We start from the raw sequence: 17,135 nt of genomic DNA, 5'->3' as shown, positions 1-17,135 counted from the left end.
AATAGATGCCGGAGGTGACCTGTACTAGCGTCTAGACATGCGAGTTGATCTTGTGACAAAGGAGTACCCGCCGGAGATCTACGGCGGAGCAGGTGTCCACGTCGCGGAGTTGGTGAAATCCCTCCGCAGCGACATCGACGTGACCGTCCGCTGCTTCGGCGCCCCGCGCGACGAGGCCGACACGGTCGCCTACGGCGTGCCGGCCGAACTCCAGGGCGCCAACGGATCGCTCACCACCCTTGGGACGGACCTCCTCATCGCCCAGGACGTCGCGGGGGCCGACCTCGTGCACTCGCACACCTGGTACGCGAACGGTGCCGGGCATCTCGCCTCCCTCCTGCACGGCATCCCGCACGTCGTCACCGCGCACAGCCTGGAACCGCTGCGGCCTTGGAAGGCCGAACAGCTCGGTGGCGGGTACCGCGTGTCGAGCTGGATCGAGCAGTCCGCCTACGAAGGGGCCGCGGCCGTCGTCGCGGTCAGTGACGGCATGCGACGGGACATCCTGCGGTCCTACCCGAGCCTCGACCCGGCCAAGGTGCAGGTCATCTACAACGGCGTCGACCTCACCGACTGGCAGCCTCGGGTCGACGATGACCTGCTGCAGTCCCTCGGCATCGACCCGTCGCGTCCGTCCGTCGTCTTCGTCGGCCGGATCACCCGGCAGAAGGGGCTGCCGTACCTGCTTCGAGCGGCCCGTCTGCTGCCGCCCGACGTCCAGCTCATCCTGTGCGCCGGCGCTCCCGACACCCCCGAGATCCTCGCCGAGGTCAAGGGACTCGTCGAGGAGCTGCAGCAGGAGCGCACCGGGGTCGTCTGGATCGAACGACTGCTCCCGCGCCACGAGCTCTGCACCGTGCTCACCGCCGCGACCACCTTCGTGTGCCCGTCGATCTACGAGCCGCTCGGCATCGTGAACCTCGAGGCCATGGCCTGTGGGGCCGCGGTCGTCGGGACCGGGACCGGCGGCATCCCGGAGGTCGTCCAGGACGGCGTCACGGGCCGGATCGTCCCCCTCGCGCAGGCGTCCGACGGCACCGGGACCCCGCTCGACCCCGAGCGCTTCGTCGCCGACCTCGCCGCCACCCTCACGGAGGTCGTCCAGGATCCGGCGCAGGCGAGGGCGTACGGGGCGGCAGGACGTCGCCGAGCGGAGTCCGATTTCAGCTGGTCGCGGATCGCCTCCCAGACGGCGGAGCTGTACCGCAGCCTCGTCTGAACCGCTTCCCGGGTACGCCCCGGAGGGCGACGTGCGGGGACCTGGTCCGGATAGGCTAGGACCATGCCGAGCGTGTTGCAGTTCTCCGATGTGTCCGTGGTCCGCAATCTCAACCCCATCCTCGACGGTGTCGACTGGACGGTGACGGGCGACCAGCGATGGATCGTCCTCGGCCCGAACGGCGCCGGGAAGACGACACTCCTGCAGCTGGCCGCGACGCTCATCCATCCCTCGAAGGGAACGGTGTCGGTCCTCGACGAGACCCTCGGTCGCGTCGACGTCTTCGAGTTGCGTCCCCGCATCGGGTTCGCCTCGTCGGCGCTCGCGAAGCGGGTGCCGCCGGAGGAGACCGTCCTCGACGTGGTCCTGACGGCCGCCTACTCCGTCACGGGACGCTGGGTCGAGCAGTACGAGGACATCGACGTGAAGCGTGCGTCCCGGGTGCTCGCCGAATGGAAGCTCGACCACCTCGCCGACCGTCGCTTCGGCACGCTCAGCGACGGCGAACAGAAGCGTGTCCAGATCGCCCGGGCGATCATGACGGACCCCGAACTGCTCCTCCTGGACGAGCCTGCGGCGAGCCTCGACCTCGGCACCCGCGAAGAACTCGTCGAACTCCTCGGCGGCTATGCGAGCGCGGACGACTCGCCGGCGATCATCATGGTGACGCACCACGTCGAGGAGATCCCGGTCGGCTTCACGCACGTGCTGCTCGTCCGGGACGGTGGCATCGTCGCGGCTGGACCCATCGCCGAGATCCTCACGTCAGAGCACCTCAGTGAGACGTTCGACCTCCCGATCGAGCTGACCGAGGAGGACGGGCGCTTCCATGCCCGTTCCACCCGCGCCGGCCGGTCCGCCGTCGCACCGGTCTGACGACCCAACCTCGGCGCGTCGATCGCCCTCGGCGAGCAGACGCGCGCCGAGTCTGGTAAAGTCGACCTTTGGCTCGCGGAGCCAAGAGCTTTCTGCCTCGTGCCTGGAGTTCCGAGCGCGGGTACTACCCACACCATCCACTCAACAAGGACTGCTGATGAAATCTGACATCCACCCCACGTACGAAGCCGTCGTCTTCCGCGACCTCGCCTCCGGCGCGACGTTCCTCACGCGCTCGACGGTCTCGTCCGGCAAGACGATCGACCTCGACGGCGTCACCTACCCGGTGATCGACGTGGAGATCTCGTCCGAGTCGCACCCGTTCTACACGGGGAAGCAGCGCATCATGGACTCGGCCGGCCGTGTCGAGAAGTTCAACCAGCGCTTCAAGGGCTTCGGCAAGTAGTCCACACCGCTGTACACGAAACGCCCCGATCCTCGGATCGGGGCGTTTCGTCGTCGACAGACCGGATCGTGGGGTTCAGATGCCGAGGGGGAGCTGATCCGCCGGCACGATGATGGGCGCCTCGGATGGTGCGACAACACGACCGGTGCGGATCGGCCACCCTCCGTCCGCGACGAACTCGGGATCGCGCACGCGGCGCATGTAGGACTGGAAGCTCTCGGCCTGCTCGAGCGACCAGGCCCGCTGAGCCTCGTGCAGCTCGTCCACGTTCGTCGGGAGGGCGTCGGCGTACCGGCGGCCGATGGCCTGCGCGACCCGCCCGGCCGCGACGGCGTCCACACCGGCGTTATGCGCCCCTTCGAGCGGGACGCCGTGGAGCGCGGCGACGACCTCGAGCGTCCGCTTCCCGCGGCGGAACGTGTCGAGGCGACGGTCGAGGATCAACGGGTCGACGACCGGGGTCGGTTCGGTGATCGAAGGCACACCGTGGCGTTCCGCCTCGAAGTGCAGGAGCGAGAAATCGTACGGGGCGTTGTACGCGACCACCGGCAGGTGAGCGGCGAAGAGCTCGGTCAGGGTGGCGACGATCTCGCCGACGACGACCGACGACGGCCGGCCCTCAGCCCGCGCGCGTTCCGTGGTGACGCCGTGGATCTCGGCGGCACGAGCGGGGATCTCGACACCCGGATCGGCCATCCACGACCAGGACCGTTCGATCGAACCGTCAGCCGCGATGACGCCGACGAAGGCGGTCACGATGCGACTCGTCTCCACCTCGATCCCCGTCGTCTCGAGATCGAAGACCGCGAGGCGGTCCGTCCAGTGGGGATGCACATCGGCCGTGTTCACGCCTTCACCCTACGACGCACGTCCGACAGGGGACCGTGCCACGCCGAACCGGCTCGGTCCGCTCCATCCGGGAACGCGGAGCCTGACTCCGTACACTGAGGGGATGCCTGTCGAATCACCGTACGCCGACCAGCTCGACCGCATCCCCGTCCAGGAGCGCTCGCTCATCGTGGACGGCGCCGAGACCCGGTTCTGGGACTACGGCGACAGCGCGGCCTCGACGACGATCGTGATGGTGCACGGGTTCCGTGGCGACCACCACGGACTCGAACCGGTGGTCGCCCAACTCTCCGGGTTCCGCATCATCGCGCCCGACCTCCCGGGCTTCGGCAGCTCGGCGCCCTTCCCGGACGGCACGCACTCCGTCGAGGGCTACGCCGCCTGGCTGGGGCGGTTCCTCGAGGAATTGGACCTCTCCGGACGCGTCGTCCTCCTCGGGCACTCCTTCGGCTCGATCGTCTCGAGCGCCGCAGTCGCCGGCGGGCTCCGACCGGACGACCTCGTCCTCATCAATCCCATCGCCGCGCCGGCACTCCAAGGCCCCAGAGGCGTCCTGACGAGGCTCGCGGTGTTCTACTACTGGGCGTCCGCGAAGCTCCCGAAGCGCCTGGGATTCGCCTTCCTCCGCAACAAGGGCGTCGTCCGGATCATGAGCGTGGCGATGTCGAAGACCAAGGACCCGGTGCTCCGGCGGTGGATCCACGCCCAGCACGACCAGTACTTCAGCGCCTTCGCGGACCGGGAGGTCGTCCTCGAGTCGTTCACGGCCTCGGTGAGCCACGATGTCAGCGAATACGCCGACCGGATCCCGAGCCGCACCCTGCTCATCGCCGCCGAGCGCGACGACATCACCCCCGTGGCGGCGCAGTTCGCGCTCGCGAAGCGCTTCGCGGACGCTCAGCTCCACGTGATCCCGGCCGTCGGCCACCTGATCCACTACGAGGAGCCCCACAATGCGGCCGAGCGGCTCACCGCGTTCCTGGCGGGGGAGCCGGAGCGACGCTGACGCTCAGGCGTCGGTCGCCTCCTGCGAGACGACACTCGTGAACCCGTCCGGCAACAGCCGTGCCGCGATCGCCGTCAGGGTCTCGCTCGCGCCGGCGTCGAGCTTCACGTCGGCGCGGCCGTCGGCCTTCGTCACCCCGCGATTGACGACCACGATCGGGAGTCGCTTCCGACGCGCGAGCTCGAGCAGTCGGATGCCCGAGTTCACGACGAGCGACGATCCGGCGATCACCAGGGCGTCCGCACCCCTGACGAGCGCGGCGGCCTCGGCGTACTTCTCCGTCGGAATGAACTCGCCGAAGAAGACCACGTCCGGTTTCAGCATGCCGCCGCAGACCGTGCACACCGGGACGACGATCTCGTCCACCCGCCCGACCTCGGCGTCACCGTCCGGATTGATCGTGACGTCCGTCTCGGTGTCGAGCCACGGGTTGAGGGTGGTCATCCGTTCGGCGATGCTCGACCGCGCATAGCTCTGCCCGCAGGAGAGGCAGCTGACCCGGTCCATCGACCCGTGCAGGTCGACGACGCGGCGGGAGCCGGCCCGGACGTGGAGTCCGTCGACGTTCTGCGTGATGACGCCGTCGGCGATCCCTGCCTCCTCGAGGAGCGCGATCGCCCGGTGGCCTGCGTTCGGGCGAGCGCCGTCGAACCGCTTCCACCCGAGGTGGCTGCCGGCCCAGTAGCGTTTGCGCGCGGCATCGTCGTTGGAGAGGAACTGATCGACCGTCATCGGCGTGCGCACCGGCGCACCCTGGCCGCGGTAGTCGGGGATCCCCGAGTCCGTGCTCACGCCAGCCCCGGTGAGGAACGCGACACGTCGGTCCGCGAGCAGCGCGATCACCCGGTCGAGTCCGGCTTCGGCCGTCTCGTCAGCGGGATCCCCTGCTGCGGTCAGCGTGCTCATCCTGTTCCGTCCCGTCGGTCCGCGACGCCCGGAGCGCTCCGGGCCATCACTGCTCCTGAGTCTAAACGGCCTCGTTTTCGATCGTGTTCCCACTCTGGCAAGGTGGAGCTCGTACACCGCGTCGAGAGGACGTCTCCCATGCAGGTCATCCGCATCACCGATCTCGACGACGGACGACTCGACGACTACGCACGCCTGACGGACGTCGCCCTCCGGCGCGTGTCCGAACCGGCGGGCGGCCTGTACATCGCCGAGTCGACGAAGGTCATGGAACGCGCGCTCCGGGCCGGTCACCGACCCCGTTCGGTGTTGCTGCAGGAGAAGTGGCTCGAGGACGTCGCGCCGCTCCTCGCCGACCACGACGTTCCGGTCTTCGTCGGCGAGCCCGAGCTGCTCGAACAGCTGACGGGCTTCCACCTGCACCGCGGCGCACTCGCGGCGATGCACCGCCCACCGCTCGCGGACCCTGCCGAACTCCTCGCCGATGCCCGGCGCGTGGTCATCCTCGAGGACATCGTGGACCACACCAACGTCGGCGCGATCTTCCGGTCCGTCGCCGGCCTCGGGGCCGACGCGGTGCTCATCACCCCGCGATGCGCGGACCCGCTGTACCGCCGGAGTGTCCGGGTCAGCATGGGGACGGTCCTGCAGGTGCCGTGGACCCGTCTGCCGGAGTGGGACGTCGCGTCGGGCATCCTGCACGACGCCGGCTTCGAGACCGCAGCGCTCGCCCTGTCCGATGACGCCGTCGACCTGGACACCTACGCGCGCACCGCGCCCGACCGGCTCGCCATCGTGCTCGGCGCCGAGGGGGACGGGCTGAGCGCCTCCGCCCTCGCGGCCGCCGACACGATCGTCACCATCCCGATGCTGCACGGCGTCGACTCGCTGAACGTCGCGTCGGCCAGCGCCGTCGCGCTGTGGGAGCTGCGTACGCGCTGAGGGTCCCCGCGGACGTATCGGCACCCACCCGACCGGCACGGCGCCGCAGGGGATGCGCAGGCATGCCCGGTACCATGACCGGGTGCCACTCACGAGACGACAGATCTATCGCCGCCGCCGTCTCGCCGTCTTCGGCGTCCTCGCCATCGTCATCGGCGTCCTCGGCTACAGCGGCGGCGCGCTCCTCAGGCCCATCCCCGCTGCTGCGGCGACCCTGGAGGCTCCCGAAGCCCTCACGTCCACGCTGGTGCAACCGACCACCCCGGTCTCGTGGCCCGGTTTCGGGCGCGGCGCGCTCGGCGCCGTCGGATTCGACGGTGTCCTGACCTCGAGCGGTGAGCAGACGCCGTTCCCGATCGCCAGCATCACGAAGACCATCACGTCCCTCGTGGTCCTCGACGCCAAGCCCCTCGCCGCGGGGGATCAGGGCCCGTCGATCACCCTGACGGACGCGGACGTCGGCTTCTACTACGACACCATCGCGGAGAACGGTTCGGCGGCGCCCGTCGTGGCCGGTTCCGTCTTCACGCAGCGTCAGATGCTCGAGGCCCTCCTGCTGCCGTCCGCGAACAACTACAGCATCTCGCTGGCCGTCTGGGCGTTCGGTTCGGTGGACGCGTATCTCGATGCGGCCCGCGCCTGGCTCGACGCACGAGGCCTCACGGGCACGACGGTCACCAACACGAGCGGCCTCGGCGAGACGAACGTCAGCACCCCGAGCGACCTCGTGACCATCGGCAAGCTCGTCCTCGCCGACCCCGCCCTGGCCTCCATCGTCAACGAACCCACGGCGACCCTGCCGGCAATCGGTGAGGTCGAGAACACCAACGCGCTCCTCGGACAGTACGGCGTGACCGGCCTGAAGACCGGCACGGACGACGCGTCAGGAGCATGCCTGCTCTTCTCCGCAGACCTGCAGGTCGCTGGTCGGACGGTCACCGTCGTCGGCGTCATCCTGGGTGCCGACAACCACACCGTGCTGAACGACGCCGTCGTGTCGCTCCTCCAGAGCGTGCCCGCCGGCTTCCACCAGGTACAGCTCGCGACCGCGGGTGCAGCGGTCGGCTCGTACGACACGGCCTGGGGCGAAGCCGCCAAGGTCGTCGTCGCCTCCGACGCCTCGGTCCTCGTCTGGCAGGACACCCCGGTCACGGTGGAGACCCGCGCGCGGGCGATCGAGGCCGGTGCCTCGGGATCCACCGTCGGGACGCTCAGCTACACCGTCGGAGCCGGCGCCGATGGCGGTGCCGCGACCATCGAGGTCCCGATCGCCCTCGACGCGGACGTCGCCCCCGTCACCCCGTGGTGGCGCCTGACCAACCCGTGACCGGCGCGGTCGCCCGATGACCCGGTGACACGCGTCAGACGTCGAGCTCCTGGTCCTGAGCGGCCGCCGAGACGAACGGACCGGCGAGAGGCCGCTTCGCGCTGATGTGGTCGCCCGACGACTGGTGGCGCACCCGCCGCATGACCCACGGCACCAGGTACTCTCGCGCCCAGGCGAGGTCCTCCGTCCGCGCCTGTCGCCACCGTCGCACTGGGAGCGGCTCCGGCTGCAGGGGCTTGAGGTCGTTGTCAACGTCGAGCGCGTGGAGGACGAGACGGGCGACCTCGTGGTGCCCGAGCGCGTTCAGGTGCAGGCGATCCGGCGACCACATGCGCGGATCCTGGATCGTCTGGAGCGCCCACTGGTCGGCGATGACGCACCCGTGACGCGCGGCGATGGCCCGCAGGTTCTCGTTGTAGATCGCGACCTTGCCGCGGATGCTCCGGAAGACGGGGGAGAAGCCGACGTCGACACCCGTGAACAGCACGACCGTCGCGCCATCGCTCCGCAGCCGGATGATCGCCTGCTCGAGGCGCCTGGCGATGTCGTCCGGATCGGTGCCCGGTCGGATCACGTCGTTGCCGCCCGCGGAGATCGTGATGAGGTCGGGATGCAGCTCGAGGGCCGGCTCGACCTGGTCGTCGAGGATCTGGCGCGCGAGCTTGCCCCGGACCGCGAGGTTCGCGTAGGCGAACTCCGGGTGCTGAGCAGCGAGCACCTCGGCCACCCGGTCCGCCCAGCCGCGGTGACCGCCCGGCACCCCCGGCTCGGGATCGCCGATCCCCTCCGTGAACGAATCGCCGATGGCGACGTACCTCGACCAGGGATGGTGCTGTTCGGTCATGCGTGCTTCCTCCTGCTGTCCCTCTGGACTCTCCAGGGTACGCCTGGCCCCGCGCCGGCGGATCAGTCGTGAGTCGGAGATCCGGTCCTCACCGGGCTGCGCCCTCCATGGTCGGCGGGGTCGGTCCTGTCGGGTACATTGGTCTCCAGTGAACGCGGAAATCTCTTCTCCCCAGCATCTGGGCGGGTCCGCAGCCGAACACCTCTCCCCGGCCTTCCCGGAGCGGGCAGCGTGGGGCACGGCGAGCAAGCTTCGAGCCTGGCAGGCCGAGGCCCTCGAGCAGTACTTCACGACGGAACCGCGCGACTTCCTCGCGGCCGCGACGCCCGGGGCAGGCAAGACCACCTTCGCGCTGCGACTCGCGTCCGAGCTCCTCCACCGCGGTACCGTCGACCGCATCACCGTCGTCGCACCGACCGACCACCTGAAGCGCCAGTGGGCTGAGGCCGCCAGTCGGGTCGGCATCCGGCTCGACCCCAACTTCGCGAATCGCGACCAGGTGTTCGGCCGCCACTATCACGGCGTGGCCGTCACCTACGCCCAGGTCGCCGCCAACCCGCCCGTGCACCAGCGCGCCACCGATTCCGCCAGGACCCTCGTCATCCTCGACGAGGTCCATCACGGGGGAGACGCACTCAGTTGGGGCGACGGCATCCACGAGGCGTTCTCGCGGGCGACGCGGCGGCTCTCCCTCACGGGTACGCCGTTCCGCTCGGACACCGCCCCCATCCCGTTCGTCGTGTACCAGCCCGATCATCAGGGCATCAGGACCTCCGTCACCGACTACAACTACGGCTACGGGCGAGCCCTCCAGGACGGGGTCGTCCGCCCGGTGCTGTTCATGGTGTACGCCGGGCACATGCGCTGGCGCACCAAGGCCGGCGATGAGATGGAGGCGAGGCTCGGCGAGGGGAACACGAAGGACATCACCTCGGCGGCCTGGCGGACCGCCCTCGACCCGCAGGGCGACTGGATTCCGGCGGTGCTGAAGTCGGCCGACCTTCGGCTGTCAGAGGTCCGTCAGGCGGTCCCGGACGCCGGCGGACTCGTCATCGCCACCGACCAGACGACCGCGCGAGCCTACGCCGCCATCCTGCATGAGCTGACGGGGGAGCAGCCCACGGTCGTCCTGTCCGACGAGAAGGAGGCCAGCGACCGGATCGCCGACTTCTCCTCGAACACGAAACGTTGGATGGTCGCCGTCCGCATGGTGTCCGAAGGCGTCGACGTCCCGAGACTCGCGGTCGGCGTGTACGCGACCTCCTCGGCCACACCGCTGTTCTTCGCCCAGGCCATCGGGCGGTTCGTGCGCGCCCGACGCCGTGGCGAGATCGCCAGCATCTTCCTGCCCAACGTCCCGAACCTCATGGCCCTCGCGGAGAAGCTCGAACTCGAGCGCGACCACGCCCTCGACCGGCCGAGCGACCCGGAGGCGGAGGGCGACCTCTTCAATCCGGAGGACGCCATGATGGCGGCCGCGGAACGCGAGGACAAGGCGTCCGACTCCCTCCTCGAGGAGTTCACCTGGCAGGCGGTGTCGTCGAACGCGCACTTCGACCGCGTCGTGTTCGACGGGGACGAGTTCGGGGAACTCGCGCAGCCCGGCACGGAGGAGGAGTTCGACTTCATCGGCTTCCCCGGCCTCCTCGAACCGGAGCAGGTGCATGAGCTCCTCGTGCAACGGCAGAGCCGTCAGGCCAAACGCGGTGCGTTCGTCGACAAGAACGCCGGATCGCCGAAGCCCGAAGCGGACATCCCGGCGCCCCTGTACCGCACGCTCAAGGAGCAGCGTCAGGTGCTCAACACGCTGGTCGGGCTCTACGCGAAACACACGAAGGAACCGCACGGATTGGTGCACGCCGAGCTCCGACGCGTCTGCGGCGGTCCGGCGGTGGCTCAGGCGAGTGTCACGCAGTTGCAGGCGCGGATCGACCTGCTCCGACGACGACTCGGGCACGGTCACTGACGACTCGGGCACGGTCACTGAGGACACGACCTCAGGCATCCGTCGGCCACGAAGCGTTGATCTCGGGTGTCGGCGTCTCGTGGAGTCCGGCGGGAAAACAAGAACGGCCGGAGCTTTCGCTCCGGCCGTTCGCCGTCTCAACACGGTGTGCGCGAAGGGGGACTTGAACCCCCACGCCCGTAAGGGCACTAGCACCTCAAGCTAGCGCGTCTGCCATTTCCGCCACCCGCGCGTGTTGTGATCGTGTCCGGCTTTCGCTGGGCACGAGAAGAAACTCTAGCACGGATTTCGGCACCTGTTCACCACCCCGTCGCTCACGGCATCCGTCGCGTTGCCGTCCGAACCGCACCGCACCCCGGACCCGCACGTGCAGGCGACGGGAACGGCGGGTAGCGTTGAGGCATGACCTCCGGCTCAGACGCACCCGATCCCCAGCTCGACGAGACCACGCGGATCGCGCGGGACCTCATCCGCATGGACACCACGAACTACGGCGAGGGCCGGTCCAACGGTGAGACGGAGGCCGCCGAGTACGTGGAGGCGTACCTCAAGGACCTCGGCCTCGAGCCCGAGCTGATCGACGCGGCTCCTGGCCGCACCAGCGTCGTCGCCCGAGTGGCCGGAACGAACCCGTCGAAGCCTGCGCTCGTCGTGCACGGCCACCTCGACGTGGTACCCGCCGATCCCGCGAACTGGTCCGTCGACCCGTTCGGCGGCGAGATCAAGGACGGCCTGTTGTGGGGGCGCGGGGCGGTGGACATGAAGAACATGGACGCGATGATCCTCGCCTCCCTCCGGGAGATCCTCGGCAGTGGCCGTCGACCGGAACGCGATCTCGTCGTGGCGATGTTCTCCGACGAGGAGAACGGCGGCGTGTTCGGATCCCATCACCTCGTGACGGAGCGACCCGAGCTCTTCGCCGGCGCGACGGAGGCCATCAGCGAGGTCGGTGGGTATTCGATCACCTTCGGTGGCCGGCGCTCCTACCTGCTGCAGACCTCCGAGAAGGCCCTCGTCTGGATCAAACTGGTCGCGAGGGGCCGCGCGGCCCACGGCTCCCGATACGTCCAGGACAACGCCGTGACCCGTCTCGCCGAGGCCGTCGCCGCGATCGGCCGGACCGAGTGGCCCATCCGTCTCACGGACACCACGGAGCAGCTGCTCCGGGAGATCGCGAACATCCTCGGCACCACGCCGGAACGGTTGGGGCCGGACGAACTCGCCCTCGCGACGGGGACGGCATCCGGATTCATCCAGGCCTCCCTCCGCACCACCAGCAACCCGACCCTGCTGCAGGCGGGGTACAAGCACAACGTGATCCCCGACCGCGCGGAGGCACTCGTCGACATCCGCACCCTCCCCGGCGAGGAGGACGACGTCCTCGCGCGCGTCGCGGAGATCGTGGGGGAGGACATCGAGATCGTCGTGATGCATCGCGACATCGGGCTCGAGACGCCGTTCTCCGGGCCCCTCGTGGATGCGGTGGTGGAGACGCTCGGACGCCACGACCCCGGGGCTCCGGTCCTGCCGTACATGCTCTCCGGAGGGACCGACAACAAGGCGCTGTCGTTGCTCGGCATCACGGGGTACGGTTTCGCACCGCTCCGGCTGCCCGAACACCTGGACTTCCCTGCGATGTTCCACGGCGTCGACGAGCGGGTGCCGCTCGACGCGCTAGGGTTTGGCAGGCAGGTCCTCACGGACCTCCTCCTCGACTACTGAGAAAACCACGGACCGCTCCCGCGCCGACTGCGCTGCGGGGCGCTCCGGGAGCCGCCCCGCCGACGAACGCCGGATCCGGCCGAACACCAGCCATCCGGCTGCAGACTGAGCCGTACGGCTTCAGAAAGGTGCGCTGTGGACGTCATCAACGCCATCATCCTCGGACTCGTCCAAGGACTGACCGAATTCCTCCCGATCTCCTCGAGCGCGCACCTGCGCATCCTGGGTGAGTTCCTCCCCGGCGCGAAGGACCCTGGGGCGGCGTTCACCGCGATCACCCAGATCGGCACCGAGGCCGCCGTCGTGGTGTTCTTCTGGCGCGACATCGTCCGGATCATCTCCTCCTGGTGCAAGGCCCTCGTGGGCAAGATCCCACGCGACGATGCCGACGCCCGCATGGGGTGGCTCATCATCATCGGCAGCGTCCCGATCGTCGTCCTCGGTCTCCTGTTCCAGGACCAGATCGAGACGACGTTCCGCTCGCTGTGGATCGTCGCCGTCATGCTCATCGTCTTCGGTGTCCTGCTCGGCGTCGCCGACGCGGTCGGCGCGAAGAAGCGTCGACTGAAGAGCCTGACGTACGGCGACGGGGCGATCTTCGGCGGGGCCCAGGCGCTCGCACTCATCCCCGGCGTCTCCCGTTCCGGCGGAACCATCACCGCCGGCCTCTTCATGGGCTACGAACGACGCGCCGCCGCGCGCTACGCGTTCCTGCTGGCCATCCCCGCCGTCTTCGGCAGCGGTTTCTACCAGGTGTTCAAGAGCATCGGCGAACCGAGCCCCTACGGCCCGGTCGAGACCCTCATCGCGACGGTCATCGCGTTCGTCGTGGGACTCGCCGTCATCGCCTTCTTCATGAGCTACATCTCGAAGCGCAGCTTCCTTCCCTTCGTCATCTACCGCATCGTGCTCGGCGTCGTCCTGCTGGTCCTGCTCGGCACCGGCGTGATCGCCGCATGAGGGCCTGGTCCGCTCCCGTCATCCCCGAGCTGCCAGGATCCGGCACGGCACCGTGCCTCTGGGACACGCCGAGCGGCGGGCTCATCGAGGCCTCGGCGGAACGAACCGCACGCCTGTACGTCTGCGGCATCACGCCGTACGACGCCACCCACCTCGGTCACGCGTCGAGCTACCTGGCGTACGACACGCTGCAGCGGGTCTGGCTCGACGCCGGATACGAGGTGCACTACGCCCAGAACATCACCGACGTCGACGACCCGCTCCTCGAGCGTGCGAACGCGACCGGTGTCGACTGGCGCGAGCTCGCGGCGAGCCAGGTGGAGCTCTTCCGGAACGACATGGAACGGCTCCGCATCCTCCCGCCCGAGGACTACGTCGCGGTCACCGAGGTCATCGGACCGATCGCCGACGCCGTCGCGCTCCTCATCGAGCGCGGCGTCGCCTACACGGTCGACACCCCGGACAGCGAGGCGGGTGACGACATCTACTTCGACGTCCGTGCCGCGGCAGACGACGTCTGGCACCTCGGAGCCGAGAGCGGTCTCGACGAGGCGACGATGGCGGTCTTCTTCGCGGAGCGCGGGGGAGACCCCGACCGACCGGGCAAGCGCGACGCGTTCGACCCATTGCTCTGGCGCTCGGAACGCGCCGACGAGCCGAGCTGGGACTCCGTCGTCGGCCGAGGACGTCCGGGGTGGCACATCGAGTGTTCGGTCATCGCCCTCGAACACCTCGGTTCCGACTTCACCGTCCAAGGCGGCGGCTCGGACCTCGTCTTCCCGCACCACGACCTGAGCGCCGGCCACGCGGCCGCACTGTCCGGTCGGCCGCTCGCCAAGGTGTTCAGTCACGCGGGGATGGTCGCCTACGAGGGCACCAAGATGTCGAAGTCGCTCGGCAACCTCGTCCTCGTGTCCCGTCTGGCCGCCGACGGCGCCGACCCCTCGGCGATCCGGCTGGCGATCCTCGCGCACCACTACCGCAGCGACTGGGAGTGGCACGACGAGGACCTCACCCGGGCCGACGGGCGACTCGCGACGTGGCGCTCGTCCTTCGCGGCGGACGCCGTTGACGGCGCCTCAGCGGACGGACTCCTGCAGGCGATCCGCGTCCGGCTCGCCGACGACCTCGACACGCCGGGCGCGATCGCGCTGGTCGACGACGCCGCGGCCACCGGCGTCGACGACGCCGCGCTGGTGCGCTCCGCCATCGACGCGCTGCTCGGCGTGAGCTGATGTCGGGCACCCGCTCGACACCACGGTCACCCGGGACTGCGAGCTAGTCGCGGTCCTTGCGCCAGGGTTCGTCGCCCTTGCCTTCGTCTCGACGAAGGTAGCGTTCGAACTCCTTCGCGATCGCCTCGCCGCTCGCCTCAGGTGACTCGACCGTGTCCCGCGCCTGCTCCAACTGCTGGATGTACGCGGCCATGTCCTCGTCCTCGGCGGCCAGCGTGTCGATCCCGTTCTGCCACTCGCCCGACTCCTCGATGAGCGCTCCGCGCGGGATGACGACGTCGATGAGTTCCTCGAGCTTGTCGATGAGGGCGAGGACGGCCTTCGGTGACGGCGCACTGTGGACGTAGTGGGGAACCGACGCCCAGACCGACAGGCTCTGGACGCCCTGGCGCTCCGCGGCGTCCGCGAGCACGCTGAGGATCCCGACGGGGCCCTCGTACGTGCTCCGTTCGAGCTGGAGGGCCTGGCGCAGCTCGGCGTTCTCGCTCGAGGCGAAGACCGAGATCGGCCGAGTGTGCGGGACGTCGGCGAGCATCGCGCCGAGCATGACCATGGTCGTGATCCGCTCCTCGGCGATCACCGTCAGGATCTCGTCCACGAACGCCTTCCAACCGCGGGACGGCTCGGCGCCGAGCAGGACGTAGACGTTCTCGCCACCGCCTTCGCTGACGCGGAGTGCGGCGTCCTCGGCCAGCGGGGTCGCCGGCCGGGACGCGTCCGGGTCCGGCCCGGAGACCGTCGTCCCCGGCCAGGTCAGCGACCGCTTGCCGTCCTCGTCGACGCCGACGGTCGGGCGATTGAACTGGTAGTCGTAATAGGGCTCGGGGTCGATCTCGAGCAGGGGGCGGAGCGCCAGCGAATCCCGCAGGACGCGCACGGCCCCGCTGGCCGCCTCACCGGCGTCGTTCCAGCCCTCGAACGCCACGACGAGTAGGCGACCGCCCAGTGGCTCCTTGGTGTGTTCCGTCACGTCTCACTCCTCGATGCTCGGGGACCTCCCGCGACCATCCATCCAGGATAGGCGCTCCGCCACCCGGTAGCATGGCACCCCGTGACCACTCTCCTCCCCGCTGCAGTCCTCTGGGACATGGACGGCACCGTCGTCGACACCGAGCCCTACTGGATGGAGGCCGAGACCGAGCTGGTCGCGGCCCACGGCGGGACCTGGACCCACGAGGACGGTCTGCTCCTCGTGGGCAACGGCCTGTGGGACTCCGCAGCCATCCTGCAGGGTCGCGGCGTGGCGCTGGACGCCGACACGATCGTCGCGCACCTCACCGATCACGTCCGGCGGCTCATCGAGGAACGCGGTGTGCCGTTCCGTCCCGGTGCGCAGGAGCTGCTCCGCGAGCTCCGGGAAGCCGGCGTGCCGACCGCGCTCGTGACGATGTCGATCCGGTCCATGGCCGAGGACATCGCCGCCGGGATCCCGTTCGAGGCGTTCGACCTGATCGTGGCCGGCGACGAGGTGGACCACCCGAAACCACATCCCGACGCCTACCTGCGGGCCGCCCGCGCGCTCGGCGTCGATCCCGCGGAGTGCATCGCGATCGAGGACTCGGCGACGGGGCTCGCCTCCGCCCTCGCCGCCGGCACGATCGCCGTGTCGGTCCCGCACATCGTGCCGATCCCGGCAGGCCCGCACCACACCACCTGGGACACCCTCGCCGGGCGGAGGGTCACCGACCTCGCCGAGCTCCGCGAGCACGCGACGACCGCAACCCACCACCCCGAGACAGAGGCAGTACAGCGATGAGCGCCAACCACCAGCCGGCGAACAGCGGTCCGTTCCGCGAAGGCGACCGTGTCCAGCTCACCGGACCGAAGGGGCGGCGGAACACCATCACCCTGGAGGCCGGCAAGGTCTTCCACACCCACCGCGGGATGATCGCGCACACGGACATCATCGGTCTGCCGGACGGCAGCGTCGTCGCCAACACCGAGGGCATCGAACACCTCGCCCTCCGCCCGCTGCTCGTGGACTTCGTCATGTCCATGCCGCGTGGGGCCGCCATCATCTATCCGAAGGACGCCGCCGAGATCATCGGTCAGGCCGACATTTTCCCGGGTGCCACGGTCGTCGAGGCCGGCGTCGGTTCCGGCGCCCTCTCCCTCTGGCTCCTCCGCGCCATCGGACCGTCCGGCCGTCTGGCGTCGTTCGAGCGGCGCGACGAGTTCGCCGACGTCGCCAGGGGCAACGTCGCGACCTTCTTCGGCTACGACCCGCAGAACTGGTCGGTCACGGTCGGCGACCTCCAGGAGACCCTGCCGGAGACGATGCCGGCCGAGTCCGTCGACCGCGTGGTGCTCGACATGCTCGCACCCTGGGAGTGCCTCGACGTCGCTTGGGAGGCACTCAAGCCCGGCGGCGTCATCCTCTGCTACGTCGCGACCGTCACCCAGCTGTCCCGTGTCGCCGAGGCGATCCGCGGGACCGGCGGGTTCACCAACCCGCAGTCGAACGAGACGATGATGCGCGGTTGGCACGTCGAAGGTCTGGCGGTGCGGCCGGACCACCGCATGATCGGCCACACCGGATTCCTCATCACCGCTCGCAAGCTCGCGCCGGGGACGGTCCTGCCCGAGCTCAAGCGTCGGGCGTCCAAGAGCGACTTCAGCGCGGAGGACGTCGAGCTGTGGACGCCCGGAGCGCTCGGCGAGCGGTCGGCGAGTGCCAAGATCCTGCGGAAGCGCGCCAGGAGCGCCGGCGCGAGCGCCGAACTGTCCCGTGCCCGAGGCCTCGATGTCGGAGCCGGCGGTCCGGACGACGCGGCCGGACCGCAGTCCGCCGAGCCGGTCGACGGCGACGAGCGGTGACCGCCGTCCGCGTCGACTAAACTGTGCGACGGCGACCTGCCGTCCCACCCGTACCACCGA

The 17,135-nt window shown here is 69.5% G+C and carries 16 protein-coding genes and 1 tRNA gene; 12 read left to right on the top strand and 5 right to left on the bottom strand.

Going from position 1 to position 17,135, the window contains the following annotated elements; all coding sequences use genetic code 11:
• The first annotated feature begins 37 nt into the window (after window positions 1-37).
• From glgA to ASF68_RS00920, 3 genes are all read left to right on the top strand, one after another.
• Window positions 38-1,219 (top strand): glycogen synthase, encoded by a 1,182-nt coding sequence (gene glgA, locus ASF68_RS00930; protein ID WP_056005594.1) that lies wholly within the window; start codon window positions 38-40, stop codon window positions 1,217-1,219.
• Between the two features lie 63 nt (window positions 1,220-1,282).
• Complete coding sequence (locus tag ASF68_RS00925; protein WP_056005591.1) at window positions 1,283-2,095, top strand: ABC transporter ATP-binding protein; 813 nt, start codon at window positions 1,283-1,285, stop codon at window positions 2,093-2,095.
• 157 nt (window positions 2,096-2,252) lie between these two features.
• Window positions 2,253-2,501 carry a type B 50S ribosomal protein L31 gene (locus ASF68_RS00920; protein ID WP_056005588.1) on the top strand — a complete coding sequence of 83 codons (249 nt, stop codon included), beginning with the start codon at window positions 2,253-2,255 and terminating at the stop codon, window positions 2,499-2,501.
• 75 nt (window positions 2,502-2,576) lie between these two features.
• On the opposite strand, the gene ASF68_RS00915 is transcribed toward ASF68_RS00920, so the two are convergent.
• The gene (locus tag ASF68_RS00915; RefSeq protein ID WP_235526731.1) at window positions 2,577-3,350 is read right to left on the bottom strand and encodes an exonuclease domain-containing protein; all 774 of its coding nucleotides are present in this window, start codon (window positions 3,348-3,350) and stop codon (window positions 2,577-2,579) included.
• A gap of 103 nt (window positions 3,351-3,453) precedes the next feature.
• Here ASF68_RS00915 and ASF68_RS00910 point away from each other — a divergent pair, with 103 nt between their 5' ends.
• Window positions 3,454-4,356 (top strand): alpha/beta fold hydrolase, encoded by a 903-nt coding sequence (locus ASF68_RS00910; protein ID WP_056005585.1) that lies wholly within the window; start codon window positions 3,454-3,456, stop codon window positions 4,354-4,356.
• A gap of 3 nt (window positions 4,357-4,359) precedes the next feature.
• Here ASF68_RS00910 and ASF68_RS00905 read toward each other — a convergent pair whose 3' ends face one another.
• Window positions 4,360-5,262 carry a Sir2 family NAD-dependent protein deacetylase gene (locus tag ASF68_RS00905; RefSeq protein ID WP_056005582.1) on the bottom strand — a complete coding sequence of 301 codons (903 nt, stop codon included), beginning with the start codon at window positions 5,260-5,262 and terminating at the stop codon, window positions 4,360-4,362.
• Window positions 5,263-5,400: 138 nt separating this feature from the next.
• On the opposite strand from ASF68_RS00905, the gene ASF68_RS00900 reads away from it, so the two are divergent.
• Together ASF68_RS00900 and ASF68_RS00895 are read left to right on the top strand one after the other, a co-directional pair.
• The gene (locus tag ASF68_RS00900; RefSeq protein ID WP_056005579.1) at window positions 5,401-6,204 is read left to right on the top strand and encodes an RNA methyltransferase; all 804 of its coding nucleotides are present in this window, start codon (window positions 5,401-5,403) and stop codon (window positions 6,202-6,204) included.
• Window positions 6,205-6,286: 82 nt separating this feature from the next.
• The gene (locus ASF68_RS00895; RefSeq protein WP_056005576.1) at window positions 6,287-7,531 is read left to right on the top strand and encodes a D-alanyl-D-alanine carboxypeptidase family protein; all 1,245 of its coding nucleotides are present in this window, start codon (window positions 6,287-6,289) and stop codon (window positions 7,529-7,531) included.
• A gap of 34 nt (window positions 7,532-7,565) precedes the next feature.
• Here ASF68_RS00895 and ASF68_RS00890 read toward each other — a convergent pair whose 3' ends face one another.
• Window positions 7,566-8,375 (bottom strand): SGNH/GDSL hydrolase family protein, encoded by an 810-nt coding sequence (locus tag ASF68_RS00890; protein ID WP_056005573.1) that lies wholly within the window; start codon window positions 8,373-8,375, stop codon window positions 7,566-7,568.
• A 148-nt stretch (window positions 8,376-8,523) separates the two neighbouring features.
• On the opposite strand from ASF68_RS00890, the gene ASF68_RS00885 reads away from it, so the two are divergent.
• Window positions 8,524-10,341 (top strand): DEAD/DEAH box helicase, encoded by a 1,818-nt coding sequence (locus ASF68_RS00885; protein ID WP_056005571.1) that lies wholly within the window; start codon window positions 8,524-8,526, stop codon window positions 10,339-10,341.
• Window positions 10,342-10,489: 148 nt separating this feature from the next.
• On the opposite strand, the gene ASF68_RS00880 is transcribed toward ASF68_RS00885, so the two are convergent.
• Window positions 10,490-10,573 (bottom strand) — tRNA-Leu (locus ASF68_RS00880).
• A 170-nt stretch (window positions 10,574-10,743) separates the two neighbouring features.
• On the opposite strand from ASF68_RS00880, the gene ASF68_RS00875 reads away from it, so the two are divergent.
• The 3 genes from ASF68_RS00875 to mshC all read left to right on the top strand — a co-directional run bounded on the left by ASF68_RS00875 (window position 10,744) and on the right by mshC (window position 14,258).
• On the top strand, window positions 10,744-12,063 hold the full coding sequence (locus tag ASF68_RS00875; protein ID WP_056005569.1) for a M20/M25/M40 family metallo-hydrolase: 1,320 nt from the start codon (window positions 10,744-10,746) through the stop codon (window positions 12,061-12,063).
• A 135-nt stretch (window positions 12,064-12,198) separates the two neighbouring features.
• Window positions 12,199-13,023 (top strand): undecaprenyl-diphosphate phosphatase, encoded by an 825-nt coding sequence (locus tag ASF68_RS00870; RefSeq protein ID WP_056005566.1) that lies wholly within the window; start codon window positions 12,199-12,201, stop codon window positions 13,021-13,023.
• Window positions 13,020-14,258, top strand: a complete 1,239-nt coding sequence (gene mshC, locus ASF68_RS00865; protein ID WP_056005563.1) for a cysteine--1-D-myo-inosityl 2-amino-2-deoxy-alpha-D-glucopyranoside ligase — start codon at window positions 13,020-13,022, stop codon at window positions 14,256-14,258. The genes ASF68_RS00870 and mshC overlap by 4 nt, the downstream gene beginning before the upstream one ends.
• A gap of 43 nt (window positions 14,259-14,301) precedes the next feature.
• On the opposite strand, the gene ASF68_RS00860 is transcribed toward mshC, so the two are convergent.
• Window positions 14,302-15,228, bottom strand: coding sequence for a PAC2 family protein (locus ASF68_RS00860; RefSeq protein WP_056005560.1), 927 nt, complete (start codon window positions 15,226-15,228; stop codon window positions 14,302-14,304).
• Between the two features lie 81 nt (window positions 15,229-15,309).
• Between ASF68_RS00860 and ASF68_RS00855 the strand changes: the two genes are divergently transcribed.
• The gene (locus ASF68_RS00855; protein ID WP_056005557.1) at window positions 15,310-16,014 is read left to right on the top strand and encodes an HAD family phosphatase; all 705 of its coding nucleotides are present in this window, start codon (window positions 15,310-15,312) and stop codon (window positions 16,012-16,014) included.
• Window positions 16,011-17,075, top strand: coding sequence for a tRNA (adenine-N1)-methyltransferase (locus ASF68_RS00850; protein WP_056005554.1), 1,065 nt, complete (start codon window positions 16,011-16,013; stop codon window positions 17,073-17,075). The genes ASF68_RS00855 and ASF68_RS00850 overlap by 4 nt, the downstream gene beginning before the upstream one ends.
• Window positions 17,076-17,135 lie beyond the last annotated feature (60 nt).

The organism is Plantibacter sp. Leaf314, assembly GCF_001423185.1.
Classification (GTDB): domain Bacteria; phylum Actinomycetota; class Actinomycetes; order Actinomycetales; family Microbacteriaceae; genus Plantibacter.
The sequence above is the reverse complement of the archived record's forward strand: the minus strand, read 5'-3'. Positions and strand labels throughout refer to the sequence as shown.

What these genes read in the sequence shown, in the direction of transcription:
- ASF68_RS00900 (WP_056005579.1), top strand. Translation starts at nt 5,401, where the DNA reads ATGCAGGTCATCCGCATCACCGATCTCGACGACGGACGACTCGACGAC.
- glgA (WP_056005594.1), top strand. Translation starts at nt 38, where the DNA reads ATGCGAGTTGATCTTGTGACAAAGGAGTACCCGCCGGAGATCTACGGC.
- ASF68_RS00875 (WP_056005569.1), top strand. Translation starts at nt 10,744, where the DNA reads ATGACCTCCGGCTCAGACGCACCCGATCCCCAGCTCGACGAGACCACG.
- ASF68_RS00890 (WP_056005573.1), bottom strand. Translation starts at nt 8,375, where the DNA reads ATGACCGAACAGCACCATCCCTGGTCGAGGTACGTCGCCATCGGCGAT.
- ASF68_RS00905 (WP_056005582.1), bottom strand. Translation starts at nt 5,262, where the DNA reads ATGAGCACGCTGACCGCAGCAGGGGATCCCGCTGACGAGACGGCCGAA.
- ASF68_RS00920 (WP_056005588.1), top strand. Translation starts at nt 2,253, where the DNA reads ATGAAATCTGACATCCACCCCACGTACGAAGCCGTCGTCTTCCGCGAC.
- ASF68_RS00910 (WP_056005585.1), top strand. Translation starts at nt 3,454, where the DNA reads ATGCCTGTCGAATCACCGTACGCCGACCAGCTCGACCGCATCCCCGTC.
- ASF68_RS00925 (WP_056005591.1), top strand. Translation starts at nt 1,283, where the DNA reads ATGCCGAGCGTGTTGCAGTTCTCCGATGTGTCCGTGGTCCGCAATCTC.
- mshC (WP_056005563.1), top strand. Translation starts at nt 13,020, where the DNA reads ATGAGGGCCTGGTCCGCTCCCGTCATCCCCGAGCTGCCAGGATCCGGC.
- ASF68_RS00850 (WP_056005554.1), top strand. Translation starts at nt 16,011, where the DNA reads ATGAGCGCCAACCACCAGCCGGCGAACAGCGGTCCGTTCCGCGAAGGC.